Consider the following 13,115-nt stretch of genomic DNA (forward strand, 5'->3'; position numbering starts at 1 on the left):
GGGAACCCCCCATACCTTTGACAATTATATTATATGCATGTCATATGGTCAACTTTTTTTGAAAGATAAAGGTTCTTTAACTTCACTGATCTGTACCTCTTCATTCAGCCTCATGTAACTTGAACGCCCGAGGTAGAGCGGAATGTTCAATTTTTCAAAATTCGGCAAACCATTTTCAAGAAAATTTTCTTCCTTGTAGTGGCACCCTTCAATATCTCCGATTACCCAGTCATGATCACCTGTATTGACGATTTGGTGGACCTTACACTCGTACGCTAGATAGGCATCCTCAATCAGAGGAAACCCTTCTTGTTCCATTGTCCAAGACTGATTGTAAGTATGGTCCTTATCAACATCAACCCCTGAAACAGTGCCACTATATTGGATGAAACCTGCTTCTTCAAAAGGAAGGAAGTTAATCGTAAACCTTTTTGATTGTTTTACCATCTTATATGTATGTCTTTCTCTTCCTATTGCTACACCATACATGGGTGGTGTCATGGATAAGTAAGCGTGCCACCCGGCAGCCATAAAGTTAACCTTTCCTTCGTTAAAAACTCCCACCACCGCTACCATACCAGGGTAACTATGCATCTTGACATGATCCTTCCTATTCATCCCGTCTCTCCTTTCCTATACCATCTTTCCCCTCACCCTAAAGTCAAATCCCTATTCGTTCTCACATTATAGTTCTAGACTTTGGATAACTCGACCTCTTCAAAAAGGAGAATATTTACTAAAGAAGCCATCCCTTAATAGGGATGGCTTCTTTAGTATTATTAATAGTCAGAAGTTCCTTGTTCGCCGTTAACGATGGCGATTCCGGAGCTTGCACCAATACGAGTGGCGCCAGCTTCAATCATCGCTTTTGCACCTTCGTAGTCGCGCACTCCGCCAGAAGCTTTCACACCCAGATCCGGGCCGACAGTTTTACGCATTAGGCTGATGTCCTCAACCGTTGCTCCTCCACCAGAGAAGCCTGTAGATGTTTTCACAAAATCTGCTCCAGCAGCTTTTGCAAGTTCACATGCTGCTACTTTTTCATCCTCTGAAAGAAGGGAAGTTTCGATGATTACTTTGACAATTGCTTTTCCTTCCGCTTCACGAACAACGGCTTCGATATCTTGTTGAACAAGTTCTTTATTTCCCGATTTCAACTCACCGATGTTGATAACCATATCGACTTCCGTTGCGCCTTTTTCAATCGCTTGCTTTGTTTCGAAAGCCTTTGTCTCTTTGGTTGTTGCCCCTAATGGGAAGCCAATGACTGTACAAACTTTCACATCTGTACCATCTAGTAGTTCTGCACAGTAAGAAACCCAGTGAGGGTTAACACAAACAGAAGCAAAGTTGTTTTCTTTTGCTTCCTCACAAATTTGTGTGATTTTATCTTTTGGTGTATCAGGTTTAAGCTGTGTATGATCAATCATTTTAGCTAAATTTTGTTCCATTCTTGAATCGTCCTTTCAAAATTAAGTTGTTCGTACATCTCTTATATTCTAGCATGAAAGCGATTAAAATGCGAGCTTGTCTCTGTGGATTCAAAATTCTTCCAACATATAAGAAAGACTCGAAAGAAAATAGAGGGGCGCGGTTTCCATACGTAGTATTCTTGGTCCTAGTCGAATGGACTTGAATCCTTCATTTGATAGCTTTTCCACTTCACTTTCAGAAAATCCACCTTCCGGCCCAAAAGCAACTAGTACCGTTTCCCCTCGTTTCAATGGTTTGAAAGCTTCACTTAACAACTCGGATTTTTGATGTCTCGCCTCATCCGCATATCCGAAAAAGCAGTGGTCATAATGCGTTTTTATTTCTAAAAGCTGTTGAAGACTATGGACACTTTGAACTTCAGGCACGACCGTTCGTTCGGATTGTTCGCTCGCTTCTTTGGATATTTTCTGCAATCTTTCAATTTTCTTGACTGCTTTTTTATTATCCCATTTGGCAACGGAGCGAGCAGCTTGATAAGGAATGAAAGCAGACGCTCCAAGTTCTGTCCCTTTTTGGACAATTTGCTCCAGCTTATCTCCTTTTCCAAGACTCGCTACGATCGTCACATGGACAGGAAGTTCCCGGTCTTCCTCCATCCATTTAACAACAATACAATGAACATCGTCCTGAGCCACTTTTGTGATTTCGCATAAAGCGGGACCTTTTTCTGGATGGATCGCTACTAGGTTGTCCCCTTCCCTCATCCGCATTACTCTTACAATATGATGGGTGTCTTCCCCACTCACATAAAGGGTATCATTGTTCCAACATTCTTGATCTACGAAATAGCGTTGCATGCAATCACTCCGGTTTTTTAGCGATGATGCTGACCCAGTCTTCCATCATGTTTGTCTCTACAATTTCAAAACCTGATTGAATCAACTGCTCTCGAACCATTTCCTTACGTCCAGAAATAATTCCACAAGTGATGAAATATCCTCCAGGTTTGACAACACGATAGGCATCATCTGTGAACTTGACAATAATCTCCGCGAGAATGTTCGATACAATTAAATCAGCTTCCCAGTCTACTCCCTCAAGAAGATCATTGAGTTTTGATGTGACCTTATCTTCCACTCCATTTAAAGCAGCATTGTTCTTCGTACTTGAGACGGCTACATCATCTAAATCGTAAGCATAAGCATGTTCGGCACCTAAAAGGACAGAAGCTACACTTAGAATCCCGGATCCAGCACCGACATCGAGTACCTTATCTCCTTTTTCTAGGTACTGTTCCAAGGCTTGTATACTAAGAACTGTAGTCGGGTGCGTACCAGTTCCAAAAGCCATGCCAGGGTCCATTTCAATAATAATTTCATCACTGGACACCGGCGTATAGTCTTCCCATGTTGGGATGATCGTGATTCTTTCTGAGATCTTGACTGGTTTATAATATTTTTTCCAAGCGGTTGCCCAATCCTCTTCCTGAATTTCACTGATCGTCACATGATTATGCCCAATATCAATGCCGAATTCTGTCAGATTTGATACGGTTTTTTTAATCCCATCAACGGTTTCACCAAGAAAACTGTTCATAGGCAGGTAGGCTTTTACATACACCCCTTCTGCCGGATAATCGTCTGGATTCAATTCATAAATTTCTCCTAGCTTCGTCTTCTTTTTTTTCATATCTGACGGGTCTTCGATGACAACGCCACTCGCTCCTGATTCATGGAGAATATTCGATACCGGTTCAATTGCTTCTGTTGTCGTATGGACACATACTTCAGACCATTTCATTGATGATCCACCCTCTTCATTATTTTTTCTAAGTATTTATGGATAGTTAACCAGAGTCTCAAGATAAAAAGTGCCTGCACGAGAGAACGGGAAATTCCATGAACTACCCATCAACCAATCGTACAGACACCTTCCTTTTAACCTTTAGCTGTCTCCTTTAAACGCACGTTTCATACGTTCGAAAAAGTTCCCGTGCTGCTCATCTGTTGCATCATTACCACTAATATCATTAAATTCACGTAGCAATTCTTTCTGTCTTTCCGTCAAGTTCTTAGGAGTGATGACTTTCATCTTCACATGCTGGTCACCTTGGCCACGGCCGTGGACGTTCGGTGCACCTTTTTCTTTCAGACGGAATGTTTTTCCAGTTTGCGTTCCTGCAGGCACTTTTAACTTCACATTCCCGTGTACGGTAGGGACTTCAATTTCATCGCCAAGTGCTGCTTGTGCAAAGGTAAGAGGAATCTCACAGAAAATGTGATCGCCTTCGCGTTGGAAGAATTCATGAGGCTGGACGCGGATAACTACAAACAAGTCTCCAGCTGGACCTCCATTGACCCCTTCTTCACCTTTTCCTTGCACACGAATTTGCTGACCATCATCAATACCTGCTGGGATATCGAGGTGAATTTTCTTGCGTTTTTTCACACGGCCATCGCCGCCACAAGTGTTACATTTGTCTTTAATGATTTTCCCTGTGCCCTGGCAGTGGTGACAAACACGACGGTTGACCACGCGGCCGAACGGTGTGTTCTGTTCTTGATTGACCTGTCCTGAGCCTTGACAGTGGGAGCAAGTTTCAGGTGTTGTTCCTGGCTTAGCACCGGAACCATCACACGTGTCACAGTCTTCCTCCATCGGAATTTCGATATCGGTAGACTTACCAAAAATAGACTCTTCGAATTGGAGGGTCATCGTATATTGCAAGTCTGCACCTTTACGTGGTGCGTTCGGGTCACGGCGTCGTCCACCGCCTCCAAAGAACATATCGAAAATATCGCCGAAGCCGCCGAAGTCTTCTGCGCCTCCACCGAAACCGCCAAAGCCGCCCTGGTTCGGACCGGCATGACCGAATTGATCATATTGGGCACGTTTCTGCTGATCGCTTAATGTTTCATAAGCTTCTTTCGCTTCCTTGAACTTTTCAGAAGCATTTTCTTCCTCACTGACGTCAGGGTGATACTTACGCGCCAGTTTACGGTAGGCTTTCTTTATTTCGTCTTTTGAAGCATCCTTGGACACGCCAAGGACTTCATAATAATCACGTTTACTCACTTGTCGATCACTCTCCCGGACGCTATTACATAAGGTTTATATTAACATTGAAAATCTAGGCAGGCAAACATCACCTGTTTGCCTACTCATGAAAAAAGTCAAAGTCAAGAAGAACCTGACTTTGACTTTTTTTCTACCTTTTCTTACTTCTTGTTCTCATCGTCGTTAACTTCTTCATAATCCGCATCAACGACATCATCGTCAGCTCCGCCGCCTTCTTGACCTTGAGCAGCTTCCGCTTGTGCTTGGGCCTGCTCATAAAGCTTCACAGAAAGAGCTTGCACTTGTTCTTGAAGTGCATCTTTTTTCTCTTTAATCGCTTCTAGATCTTCGCCTTCAAGGGCCGTCTGAAGTTCTTCTTTCGCAGATTCAGCTTTTTGTTTTTCTTCTTCACTTACTTGTTCACCAAGATCCTTGATGGTCTTGTCTGTTGTGAAGATCAGCTGGTCCGCTTCGTTACGAAGTTCAATCGCTTCACGTTTCTTTTTGTCTTCTTCAGCGTTTTCTTCCGCCTGACGAACCATTTCTTCTACTTCCTCGTCAGAAAGGCCGGAAGAAGACTTGATCGTGATGGATTGTTCTTTGTTTGTACCCATGTCTTTCGCACGGACGTTAACAATTCCGTTGGCATCAATGTCGAAGCTTACTTCGATTTGAGGCACACCGCGTGGTGCTGGTGGAATATCTGTCAACTGGAAACGGCCAAGTGTCTTGTTATCTTGAGCCATTTCACGCTCACCCTGCAAGACGTGGATATCAACAGCTGTCTGGTTGTCAGCAGCAGTTGAGAACACTTGAGAGTGGCTTGTCGGAATTGTCGTGTTACGCTCGATCAATTTCGTTGATACGCCACCCATTGTTTCAATTCCAAGGGAAAGTGGAGTAACGTCAAGAAGTACTACGTCCTTCACGTCTCCTTGAAGTACACCACCTTGGATGGAGGCACCAAGGGCTACAACTTCATCAGGGTTTACACCTTTAGAAGGTTCTTTGCCGATTTCTTTCTTAATAGCTTCTTGTACAGCTGGGATACGAGTAGATCCACCTACAAGAATAACTTTGTGGATGTCGCTTGCACTCATGCTAGCATCTTTAAGAGCTTGACGTGTCGGTTTCATAGAACGCTCAACTAGGTCAGATGCAAGCTCTTCAAATTTAGCACGAGTCAAGTTCATCTCAAGGTGAAGCGGCCCCGCTTCTCCTGCAGTGATGAATGGAAGAGAAATTTGTGTCTGAGCAACGCCAGAAAGGTCTTTCTTCGCTTTCTCAGCCGCGTCTTTCAGGCGCTGTTTTGCCATTTTATCCTGGGACAAATCAATGCCGTTTTCTTTTTTGAATTCAGCTACCATGTGATCGATAATGACTTGGTCGAAATCATCTCCACCAAGACGGTTGTCACCGGCTGTAGAAATAACTTCAAATGTTCCATCGCCAATTTCAAGAATGGATACGTCAAATGTACCGCCACCAAGGTCATAAACAAGAATCGTTTGATCCTGGTCTTCTTTATCAATGCCGTATGCAAGTGCAGCTGCTGTCGGCTCGTTGATGATACGCTCGACTTCAAGACCAGCAATTTTACCAGCATCTTTAGTAGCTTGACGCTCAGCGTCGTTGAAGTAAGCTGGAACCGTGATGATCGCTTTATCTACTGTTTCTCCAAGATAATCTTCTGCATAGCTCTTGATATACTGAAGAATGATGGCAGAAACTTCTTGAGGAGTGTATTCTTTACCTTCAACTTCTACTTTGTAATCTGTTCCCATGTGACGTTTGATCGAAAGAATCGTGTTCGGGTTTGTGATCGCCTGACGTTTAGCGACCTCCCCTACTTGACGTTCACCATTCTTGAATGCAACAGCAGATGGAGTCGTGCGATTCCCTTCTGGGTTAGGAATTACTTTCGCTTCTCCACCCTCCATTACTGCTACACAAGAGTTTGTTGTACCTAAGTCAATACCAATGATTTTACCCATGGTTAAATGTCCTCCTTTACGTACTCGTTCATAAGATTATTTTTTACTGGTTCACTTTTACCATTGACGGGCGGATGACCCGATCTTTCAGGCGATATCCTTTTTGCAACTCTTCTACGACGATATTACTTTCATAATTTTCGTCTTCGACTTGCATGATCGCCTGATGCATATGAGGATCGAATTCTTCCCCTTTTGCAGGGATTTCTTCGACGCCTTCTTTTTCCAGAGCTGCTTTGAATTGGTCATAGACCATTTTCATTCCATTTGCGAAGTTTTTGGCAGCATCGCCATCCACTTCCACTTGCAGAGCTCTTTCAAAGTTGTCCAAAGCCGGTATTAATTCCTCTACCAGGCTCTGGGATCTATATTTCCTATCCGCCTCTTTCTCTTTTTGAGTACGGCGGCGGAAATTATCATAATCCGCTTGCAAACGAAGCAGTCGATTATTGATTTCTTCTTTTTCCTGACGAAGCTGTTCCAGCTCATCTGTCTCTTCTACTACCGTTTGTTCAGAATCCTCATTTTGAGTTTCATCTTTTTCATCGATGATCTCTTGCTTGTTCTCTTCCACGACTTCCACCTCCTACTTTCCATTACACCGTTACTGACTATAACATGAATCCTTATCCTGAAAAAGCATGAGACATAAGATACGCTCGAGCACTTGCTCCTTTGTTCCGCCCTAATACCAACCGCGGAAAGTATCTGTCATGTGCTTGGATAAGACGTTCATCAATGAAAACATTCGGTTATACTCCATCCGGGTCGGACCTAAGAGGGCAATCGTCCCCACTTGATCATTCCCAAGCTGATAACTTGCTGTAATCAGACTGCAGTTTTGCATAGCATCATAAGGATTCTCTTGTCCTATCCGGACTTGGATCCCTTCCTTGCCTGTCCGCAGTAAGTCAGCCATCTCACTTTCCCGTTCGATGGTAGCATATAAAGACCTGACTTTATCAAGGTCCCTGAATTCAGGTTGCATGAGAATGTTTGTCTTTCCACCAATGTACAGTTTCGTCGGATGCTCATCCACAAGAGCTGCACGCAAATATTGGAAAGCTTCTTCGTGATGATCTGTATGTGTTTTTAGTAGATCATTGATCTCAGAATAGAGTTTTTCATGCAATTTTACCAACGGGACTCCTTGGAGCCGGCTGTTTAAAATGTTAACCATCTTTTCCAGATCTGCACCCTTGATTTCAACAGGAACGTTGAAAGCGCGATGCTCCACATGACCGGTATCCGTAACTAGAATCGCAATAGCAGACTGATCAGATAATGGGACGATCTGCAATTGCTTCAGTTTTGTTTCAAATACTTCCGGTCCGAGAACGATGGATGTGTAGTTCGTCAAATCGGAGAGAATACCTGCTGACTTCTGAACCACACGTTCAAACTCCATCATTTTATCATCGAATGCTTCCCTAATGGTCACAATCTCTTGACTGGAAAGGCTCAATGGAGAAAGAAGATGGTCGACATAGAAACGATACCCTTTTTCAGAAGGTACCCTTCCTGAAGAAGAATGAGTTTTTTCAATGAAACCCAGTTCCTCTAAATCAGCCATTTCATTCCTTATCGTTGCTGAACTGAATGTTACAGCATCTTTTTTGGCTATTGACCGCGAACCTACAGGTTGTGCGGTCAGAATGAAATCATCAATAATGACTTGCAAAATGAGCAATTGTCTATCTGTTAACATCGATGATCACCCCTGTTAGCACTCGTTTGAAGTGAGTGCTAAATCTAATAATAAATTATCAAAAGGGTTGAGGGATGTCAACGGATAAACTTCTTTTTTTTAATCGTTCCTCAAGGTCCTTCTTCTCTCTTTAAAAATGTCCATTTTTAACACCGATTTTACGTTCCCTATAGCCGTATGGATGATAGGAAATCTAGTTCGTGACTTAGAGAGGCAGGTATGAAGGAGGGGAGCCTCTCAAAAGCCTCTTGCCCACCTTCCCCCTACCATGTTAAAGCAACCATTTATAATGAATAATGTTTGTTTGATTATTCATCCAATAAAAACTCTTGGAAAACTTCATTACCAAGAATACGTCCCTTGGATGTAAGGCGGATATGGTCAGTGTCTTCAGCTATTAACGAACGCTCTTTGAGCTCTGTCAGCTTATTGCCAAAAACATCGACCAGTGTTTTCCCATACTTTTGATGGAAGAGTTCTTTTGAAACCCCTCTGGTTTTTCGCAAGCCCAGAAACATTTCTTCCTCCAGCTGCTCTTTAAGGCCTATAGGTTCCTCATGAAGAACAGGCTTCCCATCTTCCGTGGCTTTCTTAACATAGGCAGGCAAAGGGCGGATATTAATCGTCCGCTTACCCGGAAGGTACCCGTGGGCACCCGCTCCGATGCCATAATAATATTCATTATTCCAGTATGTCAGGTTGTGTTTACTTTCAAACCCGGGCTTTGCGAAGTTACTGATCTCATATTGCACAGCACCAGCTTCTGCTAATTTACGCTGTAACAACTCATACATTTCTGCCTCATCATCTTCCTTAGCCTTGGTGAGCTTACCCTTTTTATACCGTTGATAAAACACGGTTTTCGGTTCAATTTGCAGAGAATAGGAAGAGTAATGCGGCAAACCGAATTGCATCGCTTCATCAATAGTCTTTTCAAAGTCTTCCACCGTCTGTCCAGGGAGAGCGTACATAAGATCTATGCTCACATTCGTCAACCCCGCTTGAACGAGACGATCGATATTCGTATAAACATCTTTCACCTTGTGGACACGGCCAATCTTTTCAAGCATCTCATCATCGAAAACTTGAACGCCGAGTGATATGCGATCGACACCATACGCCTTCAACAAACGTACTTTTTCGACATCTAAGTCTCCCGGGTTTGCTTCAAAGGTGTACTCTTCACAGCCAGAAATATCAAAATGATCATCAATCATTTTCAAAAGCTTTTCTAACTGCTTGTGGTTCACGGCTGTCGGGGTTCCGCCCCCGACAAAAATGGTTCGCACGTCCGCTTTTTCTCCCGGGATATAGGTGTGAATTTCTTTTTCAAGGGCCTCCAAATAGTCGTCTGCCAGACGCTCATTATAGAAAAACTTCGTAAAATCACAATAGTGACAAATCTGCTGACAGAAAGGGATGTGTATATATGCGGATGGGATTTTCATGGTTGTTACCACCTTTCATAAGGAAAACCGCAAGAGAAAAATCTCCTGCGGTTTCAACTGTCTTCCTTTTGCTTTAATCTTCGTTCAAATCAAGGACGGACATGAATGCTTCTTGTGGGACCTCAACAGATCCAACCATCTTCATGCGCTTCTTCCCTTCTTTTTGCTTTTCAAGCAATTTACGCTTACGGGAAATGTCTCCACCGTAACACTTGGAAAGGACGTTTTTACGCATCGCTTTGATCGTCGTTCGAGCAACGATTTTATTTCCGATGGCAGCTTGGACAGGAACTTCAAATTGCTGTCTTGGAATTAATTCCTTAAGCTTTTCAGCAATGAGCTTACCACGTTCGTACGCAAAGTCACGGTGTACGATGAAGGACAATGCATCAATGGTATCCCCGTTCAACAAGATATCCATTTTCACAAGATTGGAGACACGGTACCCAATCAACTCATAATCAAAGGATGCATACCCTTTTGTTTGGGATTTCAAGGAATCAAAGAAATCATATACAATTTCAGACAATGGAATCTCATAAACGATATTGACCCTGTTGTCATCTAGATACTGCATATCCATGAAATTGCCGCGCTTGCGTTGACAGATTTCCATAACTGGACCGACATAATCGTTCGGTACCATGACCGTTGCCTTGACAAAAGGTTCCTGAACTTCTTCAAGTTTCTGGTTATCCGGCATCATGGAAGGGTTATCGACATTGGCCACAGATCCATCCGTAAGGGTCACCTGATAAATAACACTTGGCGCTGTCGTAATAAGATCGATCTTATATTCCCGTTCGATACGTTCTTGGATGATTTCCATATGAAGCATTCCTAAGAAACCACAACGGAACCCAAAACCAAGTGCCTGGGAAGTTTCAGGCTCGAATTGAAGGGAGGAATCATTAAGTTCCAAGCGTTCAAGAGCATCTCTAAGGTCATTGTATTTGCTCGCATCCACTGGATACATCCCACAGAATACCATCGGATTCATCTTTTTATATCCAGGCAGAGGTTCAGTGGCGGGATTATTAGCAAGCGTAATGGTATCCCCCACACGGCTGTCCCCAATATTCTTGATTGAGGCCGTTAAATAACCGACATCCCCAACATTCAACTCTTTCAATGGGGTAGGAGTCGGACGGAAGACGCCTAGTTCATTCACTTCGAACTCTTTGCCAGTGGCCATCATTTTAATTTTATCCCCAAGTTTGATAGAACCTTCACGAACACACGTATAGGCTACGACACCTCTATAGGAATCGTACAAGGAGTCGAAAATCAGCGCCTTCGTAGGGTCCTTCACATCGCCTTGAGGAGCCGGAATATCACTTACGATCCGTTCTAATATCTCATCGATCCCTACTCCTTCTTTAGCAGAAGCAAGAATGGCATCAGAAGCATCAATCCCGATGACATCTTCAATTTCTTGTTTGATACGTTCAGGGTCAGCACCTGGAAGGTCAATTTTATTAATGACCGGAATAATTTCTAAATCGTTCTCCAGTGCCAGGTAAACATTGGCTAATGTTTGTGCTTCTATTCCCTGTGCAGCATCTACAACCAGGATCGCACCTTCACAGGCCGCTAAACTACGAGAGACCTCATATGTAAAGTCGACGTGACCTGGGGTATCGATTAAGTGGAACGTATAATCCTGTCCATCTTTCGCTTCATAAGACAATTGAACGGCATTTAATTTAATCGTGATTCCACGTTCACGTTCAAGATCCATCGCGTCAAGGAATTGTTCCTTCATTTCTCTTTGGGTTAGTGCTTTCGTTTTTTCCAGAATACGGTCTGCAAGTGTCGATTTCCCGTGGTCGATATGGGCAATAATCGAAAAATTGCGGACCCTTTCTTGTTTAGATTGTGCTGTCAACTTAAATCACTCCTACTGAATTCGACACAAATATCTAGGTTGATTATAGCAATACGGCAAGCATTATTCAATGTAAACCCCCAACAACATCTGAATCTTATTCCCCTGCCTGAATAATTTCAGACAAAACAACGATGACTCCATTGAAGCTTGAAGCCACCCCTTCCCCCATCCCTCCAGCAAGTTGTGAGATCCAGGGCGCCCCAGCATCTATTTTAGGAGGAGCGCAAAAATCATCGGTACCCGGTGATGAGGATATTTGCTCTTCTACCCTGTGGTCCACTTCTTGCTCCGCTTTTTCAATCGTCACCACAGCGGGGCGGTCATCCAGCTTTTCGTTTGTTTTATTAATGCCATAAAAAGCTCCCGTAATAAAAACAACGACAACGATGAGTCCCCCCGCCAACCATTTCATTGTGCCCCTCCTCCATTACTCTGTGGATACCTTTTCATCTTCAAAGTAATAATCACTGAAAACTTCCGCCATAACATCTGCCGAACGATACAATTCGTCTAGATGATTATAAACTCCGCCAAACTCGATAAGGATGGCATTCGGATGCAAGTCCTGGTTATAGATGCCGTCTACACCTGAACCCTTCTTCGTTATAACCCCACGGCTGATCCCTGGATATTTCTCCTCCAAGAGCTGGTGAATTCTGGATGCAAGTTGTAAGTTCTGTTCATATTGAGGGTGTTCAGCTCCTATGACAAAAGCAAAGCGTGCGTAATCTTTTCCGTTGATTGTGGTTGTCGTGTGCTCCTTAGAAAGGGAATCCCTGTGAAGGTCAAACAAGTACTGGATGCCTCCATTCTGACTGATGGCTTCTTCCACTACAGGTCTTACAGCATCATAGGATTGATAATACTCCATTCCTTTTTCACTTCTTAATGCAGCTACATCTGTTGTATCAACAATCGCTCCAATCCCTCTTTTTTCCAACCCTTCTCCAAGACGCTCTCCGATAAGCGTAATATTCACTTTTCCATCATGGTCCGTGGACTCATCAGGTAAATGCGGATAGAAGGATTCTGTGTTATGGGTGTGGTAAATGTAAACACGATCTTCACCAACCGGCCTCTCTTCTTGCTTTCCTTCATCTTCGTTTGTTTCTTCCACCTCTCCTTCCTCCCCGCGGTCATCTACAATCATAGGAGGTTCTGACTCAATAGGGAGTGTAGAGTAGTCCGTCCCTTTACCAGCAATGATAATTTGACTGTTATAGGAAGATAACCCCGGAATTTCTCTTCCTAGGAGGCTTCTTGGATCATTGGGTGTAAGGCTTGTAAGTAATTGAAAAGACAATGTCGTTAGACTCGGGATTCGATTTCCTTCAGGGTGGGCATCTTTGAATGCGCGGTTTTCCATTTCAAAGAGATATAAAAAAGCACTGCCTTCAAGCTTGGTTGTCCATTCTTGTATCGTACTTGAATAAATACGGTAGGTCGTTTTTGCACCTGTAAGAATACCAATACCAATAAACAATAAAAGCAAAACGGTGACTGCGATGATGGTCCATCTAGTCCCCTGCTTCATATAACTTTTCTTATTTTTCTTCATGATCGGGTAACGAGACATGAAAAAT

The 13,115-nt window shown here is 43.2% G+C and carries 12 protein-coding genes; all 12 read right to left on the reverse strand.

The window, feature by feature from the left end; all coding sequences use genetic code 11:
- Positions 1 to 48: 48 nt before the first annotated feature.
- Positions 49 to 618, reverse strand: coding sequence for a flavin reductase family protein (locus K2225_RS13815; RefSeq protein ID WP_220585272.1), 570 nt, complete (start codon positions 616 to 618; stop codon positions 49 to 51).
- A 161-nt stretch (positions 619 to 779) separates the two neighbouring features.
- Positions 780 to 1,451 carry a deoxyribose-phosphate aldolase gene (gene deoC / locus K2225_RS13820; RefSeq protein ID WP_220585273.1) on the reverse strand — a complete coding sequence of 224 codons (672 nt, stop codon included), beginning with the start codon at positions 1,449 to 1,451 and terminating at the stop codon, positions 780 to 782.
- A gap of 90 nt (positions 1,452 to 1,541) precedes the next feature.
- Positions 1,542 to 2,291, reverse strand: coding sequence for a 16S rRNA (uracil(1498)-N(3))-methyltransferase (locus K2225_RS13825; protein WP_220585274.1), 750 nt, complete (start codon positions 2,289 to 2,291; stop codon positions 1,542 to 1,544).
- Between the two features lie 4 nt (positions 2,292 to 2,295).
- On the reverse strand, positions 2,296 to 3,234 hold the full coding sequence (gene prmA / locus K2225_RS13830; RefSeq protein WP_220585275.1) for a 50S ribosomal protein L11 methyltransferase: 939 nt from the start codon (positions 3,232 to 3,234) through the stop codon (positions 2,296 to 2,298).
- A 144-nt stretch (positions 3,235 to 3,378) separates the two neighbouring features.
- A complete protein-coding gene (gene dnaJ, locus K2225_RS13835; RefSeq protein WP_220585276.1) occupies positions 3,379 to 4,509 on the reverse strand; it encodes a molecular chaperone DnaJ in 1,131 nt (376 codons plus the stop codon).
- 143 nt (positions 4,510 to 4,652) lie between these two features.
- Positions 4,653 to 6,485, reverse strand: coding sequence for a molecular chaperone DnaK (dnaK, locus tag K2225_RS13840; RefSeq protein ID WP_220585277.1), 1,833 nt, complete (start codon positions 6,483 to 6,485; stop codon positions 4,653 to 4,655).
- A gap of 43 nt (positions 6,486 to 6,528) precedes the next feature.
- Positions 6,529 to 7,059: a nucleotide exchange factor GrpE gene (gene grpE, locus K2225_RS13845; protein WP_220585278.1), complete on the reverse strand. Its 531-nt coding sequence runs from the start codon at positions 7,057 to 7,059 to the stop codon at positions 6,529 to 6,531.
- A gap of 111 nt (positions 7,060 to 7,170) precedes the next feature.
- Positions 7,171 to 8,193: a heat-inducible transcriptional repressor HrcA gene (gene hrcA, locus K2225_RS13850; RefSeq protein WP_220585279.1), complete on the reverse strand. Its 1,023-nt coding sequence runs from the start codon at positions 8,191 to 8,193 to the stop codon at positions 7,171 to 7,173.
- 308 nt (positions 8,194 to 8,501) lie between these two features.
- The gene (gene hemW, locus K2225_RS13855) at positions 8,502 to 9,641 is read right to left on the reverse strand and encodes a radical SAM family heme chaperone HemW (protein WP_220585280.1); all 1,140 of its coding nucleotides are present in this window, start codon (positions 9,639 to 9,641) and stop codon (positions 8,502 to 8,504) included.
- Between the two features lie 73 nt (positions 9,642 to 9,714).
- Positions 9,715 to 11,529 (reverse strand): translation elongation factor 4, encoded by a 1,815-nt coding sequence (gene lepA / locus K2225_RS13860; protein WP_220585281.1) that lies wholly within the window; start codon positions 11,527 to 11,529, stop codon positions 9,715 to 9,717.
- A 97-nt stretch (positions 11,530 to 11,626) separates the two neighbouring features.
- Positions 11,627 to 11,944, reverse strand: coding sequence for a hypothetical protein (locus K2225_RS13865; protein ID WP_220585282.1), 318 nt, complete (start codon positions 11,942 to 11,944; stop codon positions 11,627 to 11,629).
- Between the two features lie 15 nt (positions 11,945 to 11,959).
- The gene (spoIIP, locus tag K2225_RS13870; RefSeq protein WP_220585283.1) at positions 11,960 to 13,108 is read right to left on the reverse strand and encodes a stage II sporulation protein P; all 1,149 of its coding nucleotides are present in this window, start codon (positions 13,106 to 13,108) and stop codon (positions 11,960 to 11,962) included.
- Between the last annotated feature and the right edge of the window lie 7 nt (positions 13,109 to 13,115).

This window comes from Halobacillus sp. Nhm2S1 (assembly GCF_019599545.1).
Classification (GTDB): Bacteria; Bacillota; Bacilli; order Bacillales; family Halobacillaceae; genus Halobacillus.

What these genes read in the sequence shown, in the direction of transcription:
- K2225_RS13815 (WP_220585272.1), bottom strand. Translation starts at nt 618, where the DNA reads ATGAATAGGAAGGATCATGTCAAGATGCATAGTTACCCTGGTATGGTA.
- deoC (WP_220585273.1), bottom strand. Translation starts at nt 1,451, where the DNA reads ATGGAACAAAATTTAGCTAAAATGATTGATCATACACAGCTTAAACCT.
- K2225_RS13825 (WP_220585274.1), bottom strand. Translation starts at nt 2,291, where the DNA reads ATGCAACGCTATTTCGTAGATCAAGAATGTTGGAACAATGATACCCTT.
- prmA (WP_220585275.1), bottom strand. Translation starts at nt 3,234, where the DNA reads ATGAAATGGTCTGAAGTATGTGTCCATACGACAACAGAAGCAATTGAA.
- dnaK (WP_220585277.1), bottom strand. Translation starts at nt 6,485, where the DNA reads ATGGGTAAAATCATTGGTATTGACTTAGGTACAACAAACTCTTGTGTA.
- hrcA (WP_220585279.1), bottom strand. Translation starts at nt 8,193, where the DNA reads ATGTTAACAGATAGACAATTGCTCATTTTGCAAGTCATTATTGATGAT.
- hemW (WP_220585280.1), bottom strand. Translation starts at nt 9,641, where the DNA reads ATGAAAATCCCATCCGCATATATACACATCCCTTTCTGTCAGCAGATT.
- K2225_RS13865 (WP_220585282.1), bottom strand. Translation starts at nt 11,944, where the DNA reads ATGAAATGGTTGGCGGGGGGACTCATCGTTGTCGTTGTTTTTATTACG.
- spoIIP (WP_220585283.1), bottom strand. Translation starts at nt 13,108, where the DNA reads ATGTCTCGTTACCCGATCATGAAGAAAAATAAGAAAAGTTATATGAAG.